This is a genomic window from Streptomyces sp. NPDC037273 (assembly GCF_055603625.1).
In genome coordinates this window covers 457717-476302 of the sequence record NZ_JBVJVO010000003.1, presented here as the reverse complement: position 1 = coordinate 476302, position 18586 = coordinate 457717, and the positions used below count along the sequence as shown (strand labels likewise).

Genomic DNA, 18586 nt, shown 5'->3' with positions numbered 1-18586 from the left:
ACCTTCGCAGGCGAGTACGGACCGGAGCGGTCGCACCACGCTGTGCGACCGGCGTGCCGCCCCGACGTTAGGCCACCCCCCGCCGTCGGCGCCACGGCGCACGGGGTCGCGCGGCCGGTACGGGCACGCCGTCCCGGCTCGTACGGGTCACCCCGTCGGCACCGCCACCTCGTACGGGGAGCCCTGGTTGACGGTGGCGGGGTCGGAGCCGCCGGTGGTGGCGTAGCGGCCGGCGACGGCGGCGAGTTCCTCGGCGGGGATGACGTCGTGGATGTCGGTGAAGCCGTGCGGGGCGCGGGCGTGGGCGAGGTCGATGACGACCTCGGGGCCGAGTTCGCGGTTGGCCCGCTGGAGGGCGGTGGTGACGGGCCGGCGTTCGCGCTCGTAGGCGGCGAGGCCCTCGGCGGGGTCGGTGTGGTGGGCGAGGGCGTGGGCGAGGGCCCGGGCGTCGAGGACGGACTGGGTGGCGCCGTTGGAGCCGATGGGGTGCATGGCGTGGGCGGCGTCGCCGATGAGGGTGGTGCGGCCGTGGGTCCAGCGGTCGAGGGGCGCGCGGTCGACCATCGGGTACTCGTGGGCGGAGTCGGCGGCGCGCAGGACGTCGGGGACGCTGACGCCGTCGAACTCCCAGCCCTCGTAGAAGGGGAGGAAGGTCTCCACCGGGACGGGCCGGTTCCAGTCGCCCTTCAGCCGCCGGGCGGCGGCCGCGTGCGGGGGCTCGGCCGGCCGGGCCAGGGCCCAGTTCACCAGGACCTCCCGGTTCCTTCCGGTGGGCCGGCCCATGGGGTAGACGACCGCCTTCTGCCGGTCGTCGCCCGCGATCAGCATGAAGGCGCCCACGGCGCGGGCGGGCATCCGGGACACTCCGCGCCACACGAGCATCCCGTTCCATCGCGGGCCGCCCTCGCCCGGGTGCAGCGAGGCGCGGACCGCCGAGCGGACGCCGTCGGCGCCCACGAGCACGTCGGGGTCGAGCGAGGCCCGGCCGCGCACGGCGCCCTCCCGGTGTTCCAGGAGCAGGCGTGGCCGCCCGCCGGGCAGCGGCTCCACGCCGCGCACCCGGACGCCGGTGACGAGTGCGGCGGGCCCGAGCCTGGCCCGTACGGCCCCGGCGAGGACCTGCTGGAGGTGGCCGCGGTGGACGGAGAGCTGCGGCCAGCGGCAGCCGGCGCGCAGGCCGCGCGGTTCGCGGGAGATGAGGGCGCCGGACCGGTGGTAGTAGCGCAGTTCGCGGGTGGGCAGGGCGCCCGCCTCCAGGGCGCCGAGCAGGCCGAGGGCGTCGAGTTCGCGGACCGCGTTGGGCAGCAGGTTGAGCCCGGCGCCCAGCGGCCGTACCGCGGGCGCCGCCTCGACGACCGTCACCCGCTCGAATCCGGCGGCGTGCAGGGCGAGCGCCGCGGTCAGACCGGCGACGCCGCCGCCGGCGATGACGATGTGCGGACTCTGCCCGAAGGGGTACGGGGTGGCGGACGGGGTGGGCGACGGCATCGGGGCTGCTCCTAGCGACTGTGCCCGGCAGGGGCTCCGGCGGGGTGGCGGTGCGGGGTCGCGCGGCGTACCAGGGTCTCGTTCTCCCGGGTGAGGTCGAGGATGGAGCGGAGCAGCGCGACGGGGGCGCCGCCGCTGCCCTCCTCGTAGCGGCGGACGTCGTCGTGGTAGGCCTTGCGGGCGATGCCGAGGTGGCGGGCGCGGAAGGTCTTGAGGGTCCGCAGGACCCGGCCGAGGGCCTCGGCGGAGGCGGTGAGCGGTGGCGGGAGCCGGTCGGCGCCCTCCCAGCTGACGGCCGCCGACAGCTTGCTGACGGCGGAGACCCCGCCCCGGTGGCGGGCGTGGAAGTCCCGCCAGGCGGGCAGCGCGTAGGGCAGGGAGCCGGCGAGGAAGGCGTCGTACGCGGGGTCGCTGCGGTCGCACTGCCACAGCGTCAGGTCGACCAGCCACAGCGGGACCTGCGCGGCGGCCGGGCCGAGGTAGTCGCGGCCGCCGATCTCGACCTCCTCGAAGTAGGGGCGCAGGGTGAGGGCGAAGTACTCCGGTGACACCTCGGCGACGGTGAGGTCGATGGAGTCGACGAGGGCCCGCACGCGGAGGCCGATCCGGTCGAGGGCGGCGGCGAAGCCGGGGTCGTACGGTTCGAGGGCGGCGACGAGGGCGCAGTCGTCGAGGGCCCCGGCCAGGCCGGGGAACACCATCCGTACCGCTTCCTGGAGGCGGGCTTCCGCCGGGTCGCCGGTGTAGGAGCGGCGGCGGGGGCCTGGCGGGTTCCAGGTGGTGTAGTGGTGGACGGTGTCCCGGGGCACCATGTCCGTGCGGCGGCCCAGGAGTTCGAGGACGGGCAGCGCCTCGGGCACCGCGGCCAGCGGCTGCACGCCGTGCCGTTTGAGCGAGCCGAGCAGGATGCCGAGGTCCCGCATGGCGGCCGCCGCGCCGCCGACGCTCCACAGGGCCGCCTCGTCCTGGTCGGGGACGAGGGCGCGCAGGGCGACCGTGAGCGCGGCCGCGTCCGCCCGTTCGTTCATCCCGGGCACCGCGGCGAGCAGCGCGTCGGCGCCCAGCGGGTCGGCGGCGCGTATCTCCTCGGTGCGGTGGCGCGGATCGCCGAGCAAGGTCCCGGCTCCCTTCTGTCGGGGCTCAGTGGCCGGTGGTGGACGAGGGGTCGGGCTTCGGTGACCGCTCCGGGAGGTGGAGCCGTACGGAGAGCAGGGCGGCCAGGGCGGCGAAGGCGGCGCCGGTGAGGAGGGCGGCGCGGAAGCCGGCGGTCTCGGCGGCGGCGCGGGCGGTGTCCTGGGCTTCGGTGCGGGCGGTGGCGACGGCGACGAGGACGGCGAGGCCGAGGACGGCGCCGAACTGCTGGCCGGTGTTGACGAGTCCGGAGGCGAGGCCGGTCTCCTCGGGTGCGGCGTCGGCGGTGGCCGCCACGTTGGTGGTGACCAGGACGAGCGGGAGGGCGGCGCCCAGGAGCAGGCTGGGGGCGAGGACGGTGTTCGCGAAGGTGCCGTCGGCGGTGAGGGCGAGGCCGAGCCAGAGGGTGCCCGCGCAGAGCAGGACGAAGCCCAGGGTCATGGTGCGGTGCAGGCCGGTCCGGAAGATGATCCGGCCGGTCTGCGGGGCGACCGCGACGACGACGAGGGAGAGCGGGAGCAGTCCGAGGCCGCCGCCGAGGGGCCCGTACCCGATGACGTTCTGCAGGTAGAGGCTGACCAGGAAGAACATCGGGAAGAGGGTCGTCTGGGCGAGTGCGGCGAGGAGGTTGGCGCGGCGGAGCGCGGGCCGGGTGAGGACCGTGGGCGGGACGAGCGGGGCGGCGGCCCGGCGCTCGGCGGCGGCGAAGGCGAGGAGCAGCGCGAGGCCCGCTCCCCCGGCGCCGAGGGTGCGGGCGGAGAGCCATCCGGCGCTGCCGCCGCCGACGAGCGCGAAGGCGAGGAGGCCGAGCCCGGCGGTGGCGGTGAGCGCCCCGGCGAGGTCGAAGCCGCCGCGGGAGGCCCGTCCGCCGCGCGGTGCGAGGACGCCGAGGGCGAGCGCGGCGAGCAGGGCGGCGAGGAGCACGTTCAGCCAGAAGGTGGCGCGCCAGCCGAGGAGGCCGGTGAGGACGCCGCCGAGGACGGTCCCGAGGACTCCGCCGAGGCCACCCATCGCGGCGAAGGCGCCGAGGGCCTTGTGGCGGGCGGGGCCGTCGGGGAAGAGCAGGAGGAGCAGGGCGAAGGCGGCGGCCGCGGCGAGGGCGGCGCCGGCGCCCTGGGCGGCGCGGGCGGTGACGAGGAGGCCGGCGTCCGGGGCGAGGGCGCCGAGGGCGGAGGCGGCGGCGAGCAGGCCGAGTCCGGTGAGGAAGACCCTGCGGTGGCCGAGGAGGTCGGCGGCGCGTCCGCCGAGCAGCAGGAGTCCGCCGAAGGCGATCAGGTAGGCGTTGGCGACCCAGGAGAGGCCGGTGGGTCCCGGGCCGAGCTCCTCGCCGACGGAGGGCAGGGCGACGTTGACGATCGCGGTGTCGGCGACGAGGAGCAGCTGGGTGGCCGCGAGCAGGGTGAGTGCCCCGCGCCGTGGCCGGGGTGGTGGCGTCACCTGGTCGTCCCGAGGCCGTAGCCGTCGAGGCAGGCCCGGGCGAGGTTCTCGCACTCCCCGGCCCCACCGGCCCAGGTCTGCATGGTCAGGGAGACGTGCGGGGCGCCGTGATAGAAGCGCTCGTACTGCTCGTGGCGGCCGGCGAACTCCGAACCGAGCCCGTCCCAGGCGAGTTTGAGGAGTTTGACGCGGTCCTCGGCGGGCTGTGCCCGGGTGCCGAAGTAGCGGTGGACCAGCGGCCCCAGTTCGGGGTGGAGGAGGTCGCGGCCGCTGGCGGGGAGTTGGACGAGGGCCCCGCCGGCGAGGAGTCTGACGTCCTGGAGCGCCCGCGGGTACAGCTCGCCGGCCATGATCCGCTGGGCGTAGGAGATCTCCCGGCCGGGGCGGACGCCGCCGCGGCCCCCGTCGACCTCCTCGTACGAGGCTTCCGCGGCGAGGACGAACGCCTTGGCCTGGGCCACCATGCCGAGGAGCCGGCCGATGGCCTGGGTGACGGGCGGCAGTTCCTCGGTGCCGTTCGAGCGGGCGACGAGGATGGCGAGGCCGGTGAGGAACGCGAGCTTGGTCCAGAAGCGGGTGGCGGACTGGTGGACGAGGTTCACATAGGCCGGGGTCTCCCACCAGACGGCGGCGGTGGTGGCGGGGTCCCGGTAGGTGAGGACCCGTTCCCAGGGCACCAGGACGTCCTCGCAGACGAGCATGGCGTCGTTCTCGTCGTACCGGGAGGAGAGCGGGTGGTCGAAGACGGAGCGGGACCGCTGCTCGTAGGAGGTGCGGGAGATCAGGCTGAGGCCGGGGGTGTCGAGGGGTAAGGAGAAGGTGACGGCGTGCTCGGTGTCGTCGGCGGCGAGGGGTTCGATGGCGCCGACGAGGAGTTCGTCGGCGAAGACCGCGCCGGTGCCGGTCGTCTTGGCGCCGCGGACGACGATCCCGCCGTCCCGCTCCCCCACGACCCGCAGGGCGAGGTCGTCCCCGTCGCGTCCCCGGGGCGGGTTGGTGAGGGTGAGGGCGGTGTGCAGGTCGCCCTCGGCGAGCCTGCGGTGGAAGGCGAGGGCGTTCGCGGCGCCGTCGAAGGTCTTGCCGGTGAAGACGCCGGGGGCTGCGGCGAATCCGGCCGCGCCGGCGGCCGTGTAGTCGGGGGTGCGGCCGAGGAAGCCGTAGCTCGCCTCGGCGGTGGTGCGAAAGGCGCGGCGGCGGGCGACGAGGTCCTCGTAGGAGCGGGGCACGGCACAGACGCGGCGGACCCCGCCCTGGACGAGGACGGGGTGGTGGACGGGGTCGTGGGCGAGGTCGTGGAGCCCGGCGAGGGAGGCGGCGGTGGCCCGGAACGCGGGGTGGCCGGTGACGTCCTCGACGCGTTCCCCGTCGAGCCAGACCGCGCGCCCGTCGCGCAGCCCCTCCAGATACTCCTGCCCCGTCCTCGTCACCGGCGCCTCGCCTCTCCTCGGGTGTCACGGCACTGCCGGACCCGAGCCTGGACCGGTGCGGACCGCCCGGACAATGAGCTTCCGTCCAGGGGTCCTTAAGAACCGTCCAGGGGCTCCCGAAGATGTCAGGTCGGGGTGTCAGGCGGCGCTGACCTCTCCGGCGCGGTACTCGCCGGGGGTCACCCCGAACCATTTGCGGAAGGCGAGGTGGAAGCCGACGGCGCTCTGGTAGCCGACCCGGGAGGGGACGGCCGACTGCGGCAGCGAGGTCTCGGCGAGCAGCCGCCCCGCCTCCTGCATCCGGCGGGCGGCGAGGTACCGGGCGGGCGACTCGCCGACGAGCTCGCGGAAGGCGGCGGTGAACGCGGACCGGGACATGCCGACCTCGCGGGCGACGGAGTCGATGGTCCAGGGTTCGGCGAACCGGGTGGCCATCATGACCACCGCGCGGCTGATCCCGGGGTGGCGGAGCAGCGGCAGCGAGGCGGGGTTGCCGGCGAGTTCGCGGAGCAGCGGGCGGAGCGCGAGGACGAGGGCCATCTCGAAGGCGCGCAGGGTGATGAGCCGGTCGCCGGGGCCGACGGGCCGGTCGGGCGCGGCGAGCAGCCGGAGGGTGTCGCGGAGCAGGGGTTCCCGGCCGACCTGGGCGCCGTCGAGGACGAGGGCCCAGGGCAGCGAGGTGTAGAGGCCGGTGGCGGCGCTGGCGTCGTAGTGGAGCCCGGCGCACAGGAGGCGGCTCTCGGGGCCTGTGCCGTCGATGACGATCTCCCCCGAGGTGCCGGGCTGCCGTTCGGGCAGGACGGCCTTGAGGGGGACGCCCTGGCGGTCGGGCCGGTCGGCGAGGCGGTGCGCGGTGCCGGTGGGGAAGACGACGAGGTCTCCGGCGTGGAGTTCGACGGGGGCCTCGCCGTCGGCGGTGATCCAGCAGCCGCCCTCGACGACGTAGTGGAGGACGGCGCAGCTGCGTTCGGCGTCGCCCTCGATGGCCCAGGGGGCGCGGACGTGCCAGCGGCTGTCGAAGACGCCGGTGAGGCGGAGGGGTTTCAGGAGTTCGCTGAGGAGGTCCTCGTGCTGCTCGTGCCGGTCGGTTCCCACGGTTTCCATGGACGATCCTTCAACTTCCGCCCCGGTTTGTTAATTGAACGGCCCAAGCCGTCGCGGCGAGCCTGGAAGGCGCCCCGCACGACAGCGGTGACAGCCTATCGAAGGGCGTTCGACACACATGTCCAGTGAGATTCCGATGCGGGTGGCGGTGGTGGGCGCGACGGGGTTCCAGGGCGCCGCGGTGACCCGTCTCCTCGTCGAGCGGCTGCACCGGGTGCGGGCGCTGACCCGCCGCCCGGCGGCCGACCGGCCGCCGCTGCCGGGTGCCGTCTTCGTCGCCGGTGATCTGGGCCGGCCGGCGGAGGTGCGGCGGCTCTTCGAGGGGACGACGCACGCGTTCGTGACGATGCCGCTGGTGTACGAGCCGGAGCGGGTGGAGGCGTACGCGCGGCACGTCGCGGAGGCGGCGCTCGCGGCGGGGACGCTCCGGCTGGTGTTCAACACCAACACCCGGCTGCCGCTGGGCCCGACGGACGTGGCCGCCTTCGAGACCCGGCGGCTCGCGGAGCGGGTGCTGCGGGACAGCGGGGTGCCGCTGGTGGTGATCAGGCCGCCGGTGTACCTGGACAACCTGTTCTCGCCGTGGAACGGCCCGGCCCTGGTCGACGACGGCGTGCTGGCCTATCCGCTGCCGGAGTTCGCGCGCACGGCGTGGCTCTCCCACCGGGGCCTGGCGGAGGCGGCGTTCGCGGCGCTGACCCGGGACGGCCTGGAGGGCAGGACCTTCGACATCGGCGGCGAGCGGTCGCTGACGGGCGACGGCCTCGCGGCGGCCTTCGGCCGTGGCCTCGGGCGGGCGGTGCGGTACGAGGAGCTGGATCCGGCCGCCTTCGAGGAGGGGCTCGCCCGGCTGCTCGGTCCGGCGGCGGCCGCCGGAGTGGCCGGGATCTACCACTACATGGCGAGCGGCGCGGATCCGCTCCTGCTCGCCGACGACGACGGCGTCTCGACCGAGGTGCTGGCCCTGGACCCGCCGCCGGTGGAGGAGTGGGTGGCCCGCCAGCCGTGGCAGGTGTGGTCGACGGACCCGGTGAGCTGACGGACGGCCGGAAACGGAGCCCCGCCCCTTGAGGGGGCGGGGCTCCGTTTTCGTCTGCCGGGACCCTTGCCGGTGCGGCTACGCCCGAGTAGTTAACAAAGCGCCGGATTGCCCACCCGAGAACCGTGGGAAGGCTCCTGCGGTACACCCCCGAAACCGCCCCTCGCGACCCCGTACTCCCTGTGGACCCGCCATCCGAGTGAACGCGGACAGGAGCCGTCATGCCCGCAACCCGCCGGCCGTCGACGGAGCTAGAAAGAGCGCACCACCACCCGCACCCCCGTAACCCGTCAGGTGATGCTGTGAATCCGCTCATGGGACGCATTCCCGTACTGGACGTACGCCCGCTGGTCGACTGTGGCCGGCGCCCCGCGAAAGCGGTGGCCGGAGAGACCTTCGAGGTGACGGCGACCGTGTTCCGCGAGGGCCACGACGCGGTCGCCGCCAATGTCGTGCTGCGCGGCCCGTCCGGCCGCCCCGGCCCCTGGACCCCGATGCGCGAACTGGCCCCCGGCACCGACCGCTGGGGCGCCGAGGTCACCCCGGACGCCGAGGGCCTGTGGACGTACACCGTCGAGGCGTGGAGCGACCCGGTGGCCACCTGGCGCCACACGGCGAAGATCAAGATCCCGGCCGGGATCGACTCCGAACTGGTCCTCGCCGAGGGGGCCGAGCTGCACGAGCGGGCCGCGAAGGGCGTCCCGAAGAAGGGCGGCGCCCGCGAGGCGGTGCTCGCGGCCGCGGACGCGCTGCGCGATCCGTCCCGCCCGGCCGCGGTCCGCCTCGCGGCCTCCCTCGCGCCCCGGGTGGTGGAGGCCCTCGATCGCCACCCGCTGCGCGAACTGCTCTCCTCCTCCCCCGCGTTGCCCCTGCAGGTGGAGCGCGAGCGGGCCCTGTTCGGCTCCTGGTACGAGTTCTTCCCGCGCTCGGAGGGCGTACGGAAGGTCAGGGGACGTACGGTGCCGGGGAACTTCCGCACGGCGGCCGAACGCCTGCCGGCGATCGCGGCGATGGGCTTCGACGTGGTGTACCTGCCGCCGGTGCACCCGATCGGCGAGACCCACCGCAAGGGCCCGAACAACTCCCTGTCGGCCTCGCCGAACGACGTCGGCGTGCCGTGGGCGATCGGCTCGCCCGAGGGCGGGCACGACGCGCTCCACCCGGACCTGGGCACCTTCGAGGACTTCGACGCGTTCGTGGCGCGCGCCCGTGAGCTGCGCCTGGAGATCGCCCTCGACTTCGCCCTCCAGTGCTCGCCGGACCACCCGTGGGTGGAGAAGCACCCGGAGTGGTTCCACCACCGCCCGGACGGCTCGATCGCCTACGCGGAGAACCCGCCGAAGAAGTACCAGGACATCTATCCCATCGCGTTCGACCGGGACATGGACGGGATCGTCGCGGAGACCGTGCGGGTGCTGCGGTTCTGGATGGACCACGGGATCCGGATCTTCCGGGTCGACAACCCGCACACCAAGCCGGTGGTGTTCTGGGAGCGGGTGATCGGCGAGATCAACCGGGCCGATCCGGACGTCATCTTCCTGGCGGAGGCGTTCACCCGGCCGGCGATGATGCGGACGCTCGGCGCGATCGGCTTCCAGCAGTCGTACACGTACTTCACCTGGCGGAACACCAAGGAGGAGCTGACGGAGTACCTCACCGAGCTGTCCGGCGAGACGGCCGCGCAGATGCGGCCGAACTTCTTCGTGAACACCCCCGACATCCTGCACGCCTACCTCCAGGAGGGCGGCCGGCCCGCCTTCGAGGCGCGCGCGGTGCTCGCCGCGACGCTGTCGCCCTCGTGGGGCATGTACGCCGGGTACGAGCTGTGCGAGAACACCGCCCTGCGGGACGGCAGCGAGGAGTACCTCGACTCGGAGAAGTACGAACTGAGGCCGCGCGACTGGGAGTCGGCGGAGCGGTCGGGCGCGACGATCACTCCGCTCATCACCGCCCTGAACCGGGCGAGGCGCCGTCATCCGGCGCTCCGAAGGCTGCGGAACCTGAGCTTCCATGACACCGACAACCCGCAGGTGATCGCCTACAGCAAGCGTTCGGGTTCGAACACCGTTCTGGTGGTCGTCAACCTCGACCCGCACCACACCCAGGAGGCGACGCTCTCGTTGGACATGCCGGAACTCGGCCTCGACTGGCACGAGACCGTGCCGGTGCGCGACGAGCTCACCGGCGATACCTATCACTGGGGCAGGGCCAGTTACGTGCGCCTGGAACCGGGTGTCACACCCGCGCACGTCCTCGTCCTGCGACCGTCCCCGCAGACCGGAGGGTCACCCACATCATGACCGTCAACGAGCCCGTCCCCGACACCTTCGAGGACACCCCGGCCAAGGACCGCGACCCCGACTGGTTCAAGCGGGCCGTGTTCTACGAGGTCCTCGTCCGCTCCTTCCAGGACAGCAACGGCGACGGCGTCGGCGACCTGAAGGGCATCACGTCGAAGCTGGACTACCTCCAGTGGCTCGGCGTGGACTGCCTCTGGCTGCCGCCGTTCTTCAAGTCCCCGCTGCGGGACGGCGGCTACGACGTCGCCGACTACACCTCGGTCCTGCCCGAGTTCGGCGACCTCGCCGACTTCGTCGAGTTCGTCGACGCGGCCCACCAGCGCGGGATGCGGGTGGTGATCGACTTCGTCATGAACCACACGAGCGACCAGCACCCGTGGTTCCAGGAGTCCCGGCGCGACCCGGAGGGCCCGTACGGCGACTACTACGTCTGGGCCGACGACGACAAGCAGTACGCGGACGCCCGGATCATCTTCGTCGACACCGAGTCCTCCAACTGGACCTTCGACCCGGTCCGCAAGCAGTACTACTGGCACCGCTTCTTCTCGCACCAGCCGGACCTCAACTACGAGAACCCGTCCGTGCAGGAGGAGATCCTCTCCGCGCTGAAGTTCTGGCTGGACCTGGGCATCGACGGCTTCCGGCTCGACGCGGTGCCGTACCTGTACCAGCAGGAGGGCACCAACTGCGAGAACCTCCCGGCCACCCACGCCTTCCTCAAGCGGGTGCGCAAGGAGATCGACGACCACTACCCGGACACGGTGCTGCTCGCCGAGGCGAACCAGTGGCCGGAGGACGTCGTCGACTACTTCGGCGACTTCCGCTCCGGCGGCGACGAGTGCCACATGGCCTTCCACTTCCCGGTCATGCCACGGATCTTCATGGCCGTGCGGCGCGAGTCCCGCTACCCGGTCTCCGAGATCCTGGCGAAGACCCCGGAGATCCCCTCCGGCTGCCAGTGGGGCATCTTCCTGCGCAACCACGACGAGCTCACGCTCGAGATGGTCACCGACGAAGAGCGCGACTACATGTACGCCGAGTACGCCAAGGACCCGCGGATGCGGGCCAACATCGGCATCCGGCGCCGTCTCGCCCCGCTCCTCGACAACGACCGCAAGCAGATGGAGCTGTTCACCGCGCTGCTCTTCTCGCTGCCCGGCTCGCCGGTGCTCTACTACGGCGACGAGATCGGCATGGGCGACAACATCTGGCTGGGCGACCGGGACGGGGTCAGGACCCCGATGCAGTGGACGCCCGACCGGAACGCCGGCTTCTCCTCCTGCGACCCGGGACGGCTCTACCTGCCGACGATCATGGACCCGGTCCACGGCTACCAGGTGACCAACGTCGAGGCGGGCATGGCGTCCCCCTCCTCGCTGCTCCACTGGACGAAGCGGATGATCGAGATCCGTAAGCAGAACCGGGCCTTCGGCACGGGGACGTACACGGAACTCCCGGCGTCCAACCCGGCGGTGCTCGCCTTCCTGAGGGAGGACGGCGACGATCTGGTCCTCTGCGTGAACAACTTCTCGCGGCACGCGCAGCCGACCGAGCTCGACCTGCGGCGCTTCGACGGCGTCCGGCCCGTGGAGCTGATCGGCGGCGTGCAGTTCCCGGCCATCGGACAGTTGCCCTACCTCCTGACCCTTGCGGGACACGGCTTCTACTGGTTCCGTCTCAAGAAGGCCTGAGCGAGAGCCAGTTCTCGCTCACCCGGAGTGGGGCGGTTTCCCCCGTCCCGCTCTGGGCACTGTGAACGACACACGATTCAGGTCCATCCGGGCCCACTTGGCGGACCCATACGGATCTTCCCTTTCCGACACGTCCCGCACATCCGGACAGCCATAGCCGCAATCCGGGACACTCTGCGCATTTGAACGCACACGAATCCTCATTGCGCACCCCGGGGAAAGGACGCGATGCCATGCCGGAGACCGCATCCACCACCCGGGCCCCGGACGCCCTCCTCCCGTCCCTCGCCCCCCTGCTCCACGAGTGGCTGCCACGGCAGCGCTGGTTCGCGGGCAAGGGCCGCCGGGTCACCGGATTCACGCTGGACGCGGCCACCGAGCTGCTGCCCCTGGACGGCGCGGGCCCCGGCCTCCTCCACCTCCTCGTCCGGGTCGAGCAGCCGGGCCGCCCGGCCGGGACGCCCGCCGACTGCTACCAACTCCTCCTGGGCGTAAGGACCCAGCTGCCGCCCCGCCTCGCCCCCGCCCTGATCGGGCGGATCCGGCAGGGGCCGCTCGCCGGACGGGCCGTGTACGAGGGGCTGCGCGACCCGCGGCTCGCCGGCCTCCTCTACGAGCGGCTGCGCACCCCGGGCCGGACCGGCCCGCTGCGCTTCCACGCCACGACGGCCCTGCCGCCCGCCCTCGCACCCCGGGTGCTCGACGCCGAGCAGTCCAACTCGTCGCTGGTCTACGGCGATTCGTACATTCTCAAGATCTTCCGACGGGTCAGCCCCGGCGCCAACCCCGACCTGGAACTGCCCCTCGCGCTCAGCCAGGCCGGCTGCGAGCGGGTCCCGGCTCCGGTCGCCTGGTTCGAGTCCGGGGCCTCCACCCTCGGCGTGCTCCAGCCCTATCTGCGGGACTCCCGCGACGGCTGGCGGCTGGCGCTCGACGCGCTCGCCGACGGGCGCGAGTTCACCACCGAGGCCCGCGCCCTCGGCCGGGCCACCGCCGAGGTCCACCTCGCCCTCGCGCGGGCCCTGCCCACCCGGCGGCTGCGGCGGGCCGAGGCGGCGGAGGTCGCCGACGCGATGGACCGGCGGCTGCACGCGGCGGCGCAGGCGGTGCCGGCGCTGCTGCCGTTCGTGCCGGGCCTCCGGGCGGTCTTCGCCGCGGCCGGCGACGGCGCCGGGGCGCTCCAGCGCATCCACGGCGACCTGCACCTCGGGCAGACCCTCCGCGGCTCCGACGGCGCCTGGGCCGTCATCGACTTCGAGGGCGAGCCCGCCAAGCCGCTCGACGAGCGGCGCAGCCCCCAGCCCACCGTCCGCGACGTCGCCGGCATGCTCCGCTCCTTCGACTACGCCGCCCGCACCCACCGCCCCTGGAACGCCGACTGGGCCGCCCGCTGCCGGGCCGCCTACTGCACCGGCTACGCCGAGGCCGCCGGCGCCGACCCGCGCGCCGACCCGGCGCTCCTGCGCGCCTACGAGACCGACAAGGCGGTCTACGAGGTCGTCTACGAGGCCCGCCACCGCCCCGACTGGCTCCCCGTCCCCATGTCCGCCATCCAGCGTCTCGCCGAGCCCTCGTGACCGCCGTGGTCGAGGGCCCCGATCGGACCAGCGTCACGGCCGGATGGGCGCGGTCTGCCTGCGGGAACGGGGTGGGGCCCGTTCGGCGGAGTGTCCAGGCGTGCCGTGGCGGCGTTGCGCATCCGTATACCCGTTCCCCTCGCCCTTCAGGAGGCCCCCGGTGACCGCCCGATCCGCAGGCAAGACGTCCCGTACCAAGAAGACGCCCGCGCCGGACCGGACCGCGGTGCGGAAGGCGCCGCCGCTGGACGGAGGGGACCGGGCGCGGCTGCTCGCGGGCGAGCACCACGATCCGCACGGGGTGCTCGGCGCGCATCCGGTCCGGGGCGGGGTGGTGGTGCGGGTGCTGCGGCCGTGGGCGAAGGAGGTCGCGGTCGTCACCAAGGGCCGGCGGGTGGCCCTGCACGACGACGGGGACGGGCTGTTCTCGGCGGTGATCCCGCTGCTGCGCAAGGTCCCGGCGTACGAGCTGCGGGTGCGGTACGAGGAGGGCGCGGACGAGCTGGCCGTACGCGACCCGTACGCCTTCCTGCCGTCCCTTGGCGAGCTCGATCTGCACCTCATCGGCGAGGGCCGGCACGAGGAGCTGTGGACGGCGCTCGGCTCGCGGACGATGACGCACGAGGGCGTGGCGGGCACCCGCTTCGCCGTCTGGGCGCCGAACGCGCGCGGGGTGCGGGTCACCGGCGACTTCACCTGCTGGGACGGCACCGGTCTCCCGATGCGGTCGCTGGGCTCGTCGGGCGTGTGGGAGCTGTTCGTGCCGGGGGTCGGCGAGGGCGCCGTCTACAAGTACGACATCACCCGCCCGGACGGCTCGCACACCGTCCGCGCGGACCCGATGGCCCGCCGCACCGAGTGCCCGCCGAACACCGCGTCGATCGTGACGGAGTCGCACTACGAGTGGGACGACGCCGAGTGGATGGAGCGGCGCGGCGCGCGCCCCCACCACGAGGCCCCGCTGTCGGTGTACGAGATGCACCTGCCCTCCTGGCGGCCGGGTCTGACGTACCGCCAGCTGGCCGAGCAGCTGCCGGCCTACGTCCGGGACCTCGGCTTCACGCACGTGGAGTTCATGGCCGTCGCCGAGCATCCGTTCAGCGGCTCGTGGGGCTACCAGGTGACCGGTTTCTACGCGCCGACGGCCCGCCTCGGCACCCCGGACGACTTCCGGTTCCTGGTGGACGCGCTGCACGCGGCGGGGATCGGGGTCCTGATGGACTGGGTCCCGGCGCACTTCCCGAAGGACGACTGGGCGCTCGCGGAGTTCGACGGGCGCCCGCTGTACGAGCACGAGGACCCGCGCCGCTCGCACCACCCCGACTGGGGGACCCTGGAGTTCGACTACGGCCGCAAGGAGGTGCGGAACTTCCTGGTCGCCAACGCCGTGTACTGGTGCCAGGAGTTCCACATCGACGGCCTCCGCGTGGACGCCGTGGCCTCGATGCTCTACCTCGACTACTCGCGGGAGCACGGCGAGTGGCTGCCGAACGAGTTCGGCGGCCGGGAGAACCTGGACGCGGTCGCCTTCCTCCAGGAGATGAACGCGACCGTGTACCGCCGCTGCCCCGGCATCGTGACCTTCGCCGAGGAGTCGACGGCCTGGGACGGGGTGACCCGGGCGACCGACCAGGTGGGTCCCGGCGGCTTCGGCGGTCTGGGCTTCGGCATGAAGTGGAACATGGGCTGGATGCACGACTCCCTCGGCTACGTCGAGAAGGAGCCGGTGCACCGCAAGTACCACCACCACGAGATGACCTTCTCGATGGTGTACGCGTACAGCGAGAACTACATCCTGCCGATCTCCCACGACGAGGTCGTGCACGGCAAGCGGTCCCTGGTGTCGAAGATGCCCGGCGACTGGTGGCAGCAGCGGGCCAACCACCGGGCCTACCTCGGCTTCATGTGGGCCCACCCCGGCAAGCAACTCCTCTACATGGGACAGGAGTTCGCCCAGGGCGCGGAGTGGTCGGCGGAACACGGTCCCGACTGGTGGCTGCTCGACCCGACGTACGGCGCGGAGGCCGACCACCGGGGGGTACGGGACCTGGTGCGGGACCTGAACACGGTGTACGCGGCGACCCCGTCGCTCTGGGAGCGGGACACGGTCCCGGAGGGCTTCCAGTGGGTGGTGGGGGACGCGGCCGAGGACAACGTCTTCGCGTTCCTCCGCTTCGACGCCTTCGGTTCGCCGCTGCTCGCCGTCTCCAACTTCTCGCCGGTCGTCCGCCACGACTACCGGCTCGGCGTGCCGGACACCTGTGCCGCCTGGGCGGAGGTCCTGAACACGGACGCGGCCCGGTACGGCGGCGGGGACGTCGTCGGCACCGACCCGGTGAAGACCGAGTCGGTGCCGTGGCACGGCCGCGCGTCGAGCCTGCGGATGACGCTGCCGCCGCTGGCGACGGTCTGGCTCAGGCCGGCGTGACGGCCCGCGTGACGGCCGGCCTGATCACGCCCAGGCGCTGAGTGGCCCGGGTGAGCGCCACGTACAGGTCGTTGACCCCGTGCGTGGCGCCCGCCCGGATGCCGTCGGGGTCGACGACCAGGACGGTGTCGAACTCCAGGCCCTTCGCCTGGCGGGGGTCGAGCAGCACCACCTGCCGGGTGAGGTCGGGCTTCGGGCCGTACGAGGCGGCCGGGAGCGCGGCGAGGAGGCCGGGATGCAGCCGCGGCGGGGCGATCACGGCGATCCGGCCCTCCTCGCGGAGCTCCGCCGCGACCGCGTCGGCGGCCTCCTTGACCGGGTCGTCCACGGTGCGGTCCCAGGGCTCCACGCCGGTGGAGCGCACCGAGCTCGGGGGCTCGAAGGAGGGGTCGTCGGCCCGCCGCACCTCGGCGGCGACGGCCATGATCTCGGCGGGCGTGCGGTAGTTGACGCCGAGCCGGACGTGGTCCCAGCGGTCCTCCACGTACGGGGCGAGGATCCGCTCCCAGGCGCCGACGCCGGCCGGGTCGCCGGTCTGGGCGGGGTCGCCGACCAGGGTCATGGAGCGGGTGGGGCTGCGGCGCATGAGGAGGCGCCAGGCCATCGCGGAGAGCTCCTGGGCCTCGTCGACGATGATGTGGCCGAAGGCCCAGGTGCGGTCGGCGGCGGCCCGCTCGGCCGCGGTGCGGTGGTCGGCCTCCTCGTGGCGCTCGGCGAAGCGCTCGGCGTCGATGATGTCGTGGGCGGAGAGGACCTCGGAGGCGTCCTTGTCGAGCTCCTCCTTGTCCTCGAACTCGTAGGTGCGGGAGGCGAAGGAGACGTCCAGGACGCCCTGCGCGTACTGGATCTGCTTCTGCCGCTCGGCCTCCTCGGCGGCGCGGGCCGCGGAGTCGTCCTCGCCGAGGAGTTCGGCGGCCTCGTCGAGCAGGGGTACGTCCCCGGGGGTCCACGGTCCGCCGTCGCGCCGGATCTCCGCCGCCTCGCCCTCCGGGAGGTGGGTGGGCTCGGCGAGGTAGTCGGCGAGGAACTCCTGCGGGGTGAGGGCCGGCCAGAGGGTGTCGACGGCCGCGTACACCTCGGGGTTGGCGGCGATGCCCTTGGCGAGCAGCGCGATGTCGTCGGGGCCGAGGAAGTTGGGGCCGCCGTAGGGGTCGGCGCCGATCCGGTCGGCGAGCTGTTCGGCCAGCGCGTCGAGGATCCGGAAGACGAAGTACGGACGGGCGAGGTTGTGCGGCAGGGCGGTCTCGCGGGCCTTGTGGCGGGCCTCGAGGGCCATGTCCCAGTCGATCACCAGGTCGCCGTCCTCGTGCGGGACGACCAGCGGCTCACCGCGCTCGGGCACCTGCTGGCGGTCGCGTACGGCCGCGGCGAGCGCCTCGGCCATGGCGGCGGAGCCCTTCACGGCGGCGGCTTCCGGGGTGTCGGTGCCGGTGGCGCGGACGCCGGGGAAGAGCTCGGCGGGGGTGGCGAGGAGGACGCCGGTCTCGCCGAGCGAGGGCAGGACGTTGCCGATGTAGCCGAGGAAGGCCGGGTTGGGGCCCACGATGAGGACGGCCCGCTTGGCCAGCTGCTCGCGGTGCGCGTACAGGAGGTACGCGGCCCGGTGCAGCGCCACGGCCGTCTTGCCGGTGCCGGGGCCGCCCTCGACGACGAGGACACCGCGGTGCGGGGAGCGGATGATGGCGTCCTGCTCGGCCTGGATGGTCTGCACGATGTCGTGCATCCGGCCGGTGCGGGCGGCGTCGAGCGCGGCGAGCAGCACCTCGTCGGCGTTCCGGCTCTCGTGCCCGGTGCGGGTGGCGTCGGTGAGGTCGAGCACCTCGTCGTGGAGGGCGGTCACGGTCCGGCCGACGGTGGTGAGGTGCCGGCGGCGGGTGAGGCCCATCGGCTCGTACCCGGTCGCGAGGTAGAAGGGGCGGGCGATCTCCGCGCGCCAGTCGACGACGAGCGGGGTCCGCTCGGCGTCGTCCCTGCGGATGCCGAGCCTCCCGATGTGGTGGTCACGGCCGTCCTTGAAGACGAGCCGCCCGAAGCAGAGCCCGCTCTCCCCCGCGTTCAGCGCCGCGAGCACACCGGACTGCTCGGCCACCAGCACGTCCCGCTCCAGCCGGCCCTGGTTGCTGCCGACGCCCGGCGTGCGCAGCGCCTGGCCGACCGCCGCCTCGGCCTGGTCCCTGAGGTCGTCGAGTCGTGCGTACAGATCGGTGATGAATTGCTGCTCTTTCCGAATTTCCGCGGTTGACAATTCGACTCCCGGCGCGATACAGTGCTTTTATTGAACTTCTCCGTGTCCTTCGCGTGTCCGGACACGGAATCCATGAATATACGCGATGCAATACCCCGACTGTCAATTCTAGTCGGGGTATTTCCGTATGCGCGGCGAGGCGGCCCGGGGGCCCTCAGGCGGGCGGGAGCAGGGGCTTCCGGCCGACCGGGGACGACAGCACGATCGAGGTCGTGGTGCGGCCGAGGGCCGAGGTCTGCTCCAGGACGTCCTCCAGATGGAGGGTGTCGGTGACGGCGACCTTCAGGATCCAGCAGTCCTCGCCCACCACGTGGTGGACCTCCAGGATCTCGGGCCGGGCGATGAGCTCCAGGGTGCGGGGGTGCTTCAGGGTGTAGCCCCCGTGCGGGTTCACCCTGATGAACGCCTGGATGCCGTAGCCGAGCCGGGCCGGGGAGACGTGCGCCCCGTAGCCGGCGACCGCGCCCGTCGCCTCGAGGCGCCGGACCCGCTCCGTGACGGCCGCGGGGCTGAGCCGGACCCGGCGACCGAGCTCGCTGAGCTTGATCCGGCCCTCGGTCTGCAGCAGCTCCAGGATCTGCCGGTCGATGGGGTCGAACCCGGCCACCGAGGTTTCGTCGGCCACGGCCCGTGAATGCCGTGGTTCCTTCTGCGGAACGGCCCGCACTCCCATGTTTCCCCCTTCAATCGACGCGCGCACAACGTAACACTTGTCCCCG

General features: G+C 73.2%; 12 protein-coding genes. 5 read left to right on the top strand and 7 right to left on the bottom strand.

What is annotated here, in order from left to right:
• Positions 1 to 147 precede the first annotated feature (147 nt).
• From ACZ7G1_RS11480 to ACZ7G1_RS11460, 5 genes are all read right to left on the bottom strand, one after another.
• Positions 148 to 1488, bottom strand: a complete 1341-nt coding sequence (locus ACZ7G1_RS11480) for an FAD-dependent monooxygenase (protein ID WP_470872214.1) — start codon at positions 1486 to 1488, stop codon at positions 148 to 150.
• A gap of 11 nt (positions 1489 to 1499) precedes the next feature.
• Positions 1500 to 2603 (bottom strand): monodechloroaminopyrrolnitrin synthase PrnB family protein, encoded by a 1104-nt coding sequence (locus ACZ7G1_RS11475; RefSeq protein WP_470872216.1) that lies wholly within the window; start codon positions 2601 to 2603, stop codon positions 1500 to 1502.
• Positions 2604 to 2628: 25 nt separating this feature from the next.
• Positions 2629 to 4056: an MFS transporter gene (locus tag ACZ7G1_RS11470; RefSeq protein ID WP_470872218.1), complete on the bottom strand. Its 1428-nt coding sequence runs from the start codon at positions 4054 to 4056 to the stop codon at positions 2629 to 2631.
• The gene (locus tag ACZ7G1_RS11465; protein ID WP_470872220.1) at positions 4053 to 5483 is read right to left on the bottom strand and encodes a 4-hydroxyphenylacetate 3-hydroxylase family protein; all 1431 of its coding nucleotides are present in this window, start codon (positions 5481 to 5483) and stop codon (positions 4053 to 4055) included. The genes ACZ7G1_RS11470 and ACZ7G1_RS11465 overlap by 4 nt, the downstream gene beginning before the upstream one ends.
• A gap of 138 nt (positions 5484 to 5621) precedes the next feature.
• The gene (locus tag ACZ7G1_RS11460; RefSeq protein ID WP_470872222.1) at positions 5622 to 6587 is read right to left on the bottom strand and encodes an AraC family transcriptional regulator; all 966 of its coding nucleotides are present in this window, start codon (positions 6585 to 6587) and stop codon (positions 5622 to 5624) included.
• Positions 6588 to 6705: 118 nt separating this feature from the next.
• On the opposite strand from ACZ7G1_RS11460, the gene ACZ7G1_RS11455 reads away from it, so the two are divergent.
• The 5 genes from ACZ7G1_RS11455 (at position 6706) to glgB (ending at position 15622) form a co-directional block, all read left to right on the top strand.
• Positions 6706 to 7626 carry an SDR family oxidoreductase gene (locus ACZ7G1_RS11455; RefSeq protein ID WP_470872225.1) on the top strand — a complete coding sequence of 307 codons (921 nt, stop codon included), beginning with the start codon at positions 6706 to 6708 and terminating at the stop codon, positions 7624 to 7626.
• Between the two features lie 314 nt (positions 7627 to 7940).
• On the top strand, positions 7941 to 9926 hold the full coding sequence (locus tag ACZ7G1_RS11450) for an alpha-1,4-glucan--maltose-1-phosphate maltosyltransferase (protein WP_470872227.1): 1986 nt from the start codon (positions 7941 to 7943) through the stop codon (positions 9924 to 9926).
• Positions 9923 to 11617: a maltose alpha-D-glucosyltransferase gene (gene treS / locus ACZ7G1_RS11445; protein ID WP_470872228.1), complete on the top strand. Its 1695-nt coding sequence runs from the start codon at positions 9923 to 9925 to the stop codon at positions 11615 to 11617. Before ACZ7G1_RS11450 ends, treS begins: the two co-directional genes overlap by 4 nt.
• 233 nt (positions 11618 to 11850) lie before the next feature.
• On the top strand, positions 11851 to 13194 hold the full coding sequence (locus tag ACZ7G1_RS11440; RefSeq protein WP_470872230.1) for a maltokinase N-terminal cap-like domain-containing protein: 1344 nt from the start codon (positions 11851 to 11853) through the stop codon (positions 13192 to 13194).
• A gap of 160 nt (positions 13195 to 13354) precedes the next feature.
• On the top strand, positions 13355 to 15622 hold the full coding sequence (glgB, locus tag ACZ7G1_RS11435; RefSeq protein WP_470872231.1) for a 1,4-alpha-glucan branching enzyme: 2268 nt from the start codon (positions 13355 to 13357) through the stop codon (positions 15620 to 15622).
• On the opposite strand, the gene ACZ7G1_RS11430 is transcribed toward glgB, so the two are convergent.
• Entirely contained in the window at positions 15609 to 17867 is a 2259-nt protein-coding gene (locus tag ACZ7G1_RS11430) for a HelD family protein (protein ID WP_470872232.1), read from the bottom strand. The two genes, glgB and ACZ7G1_RS11430, sit on opposite strands and share 14 nt — an antisense overlap.
• Positions 17868 to 18021: 154 nt before the next feature.
• Entirely contained in the window at positions 18022 to 18540 is a 519-nt protein-coding gene (locus ACZ7G1_RS11425) for an Lrp/AsnC family transcriptional regulator (protein WP_470872234.1), read from the bottom strand.
• Between the last annotated feature and the right edge of the window lie 46 nt (positions 18541 to 18586).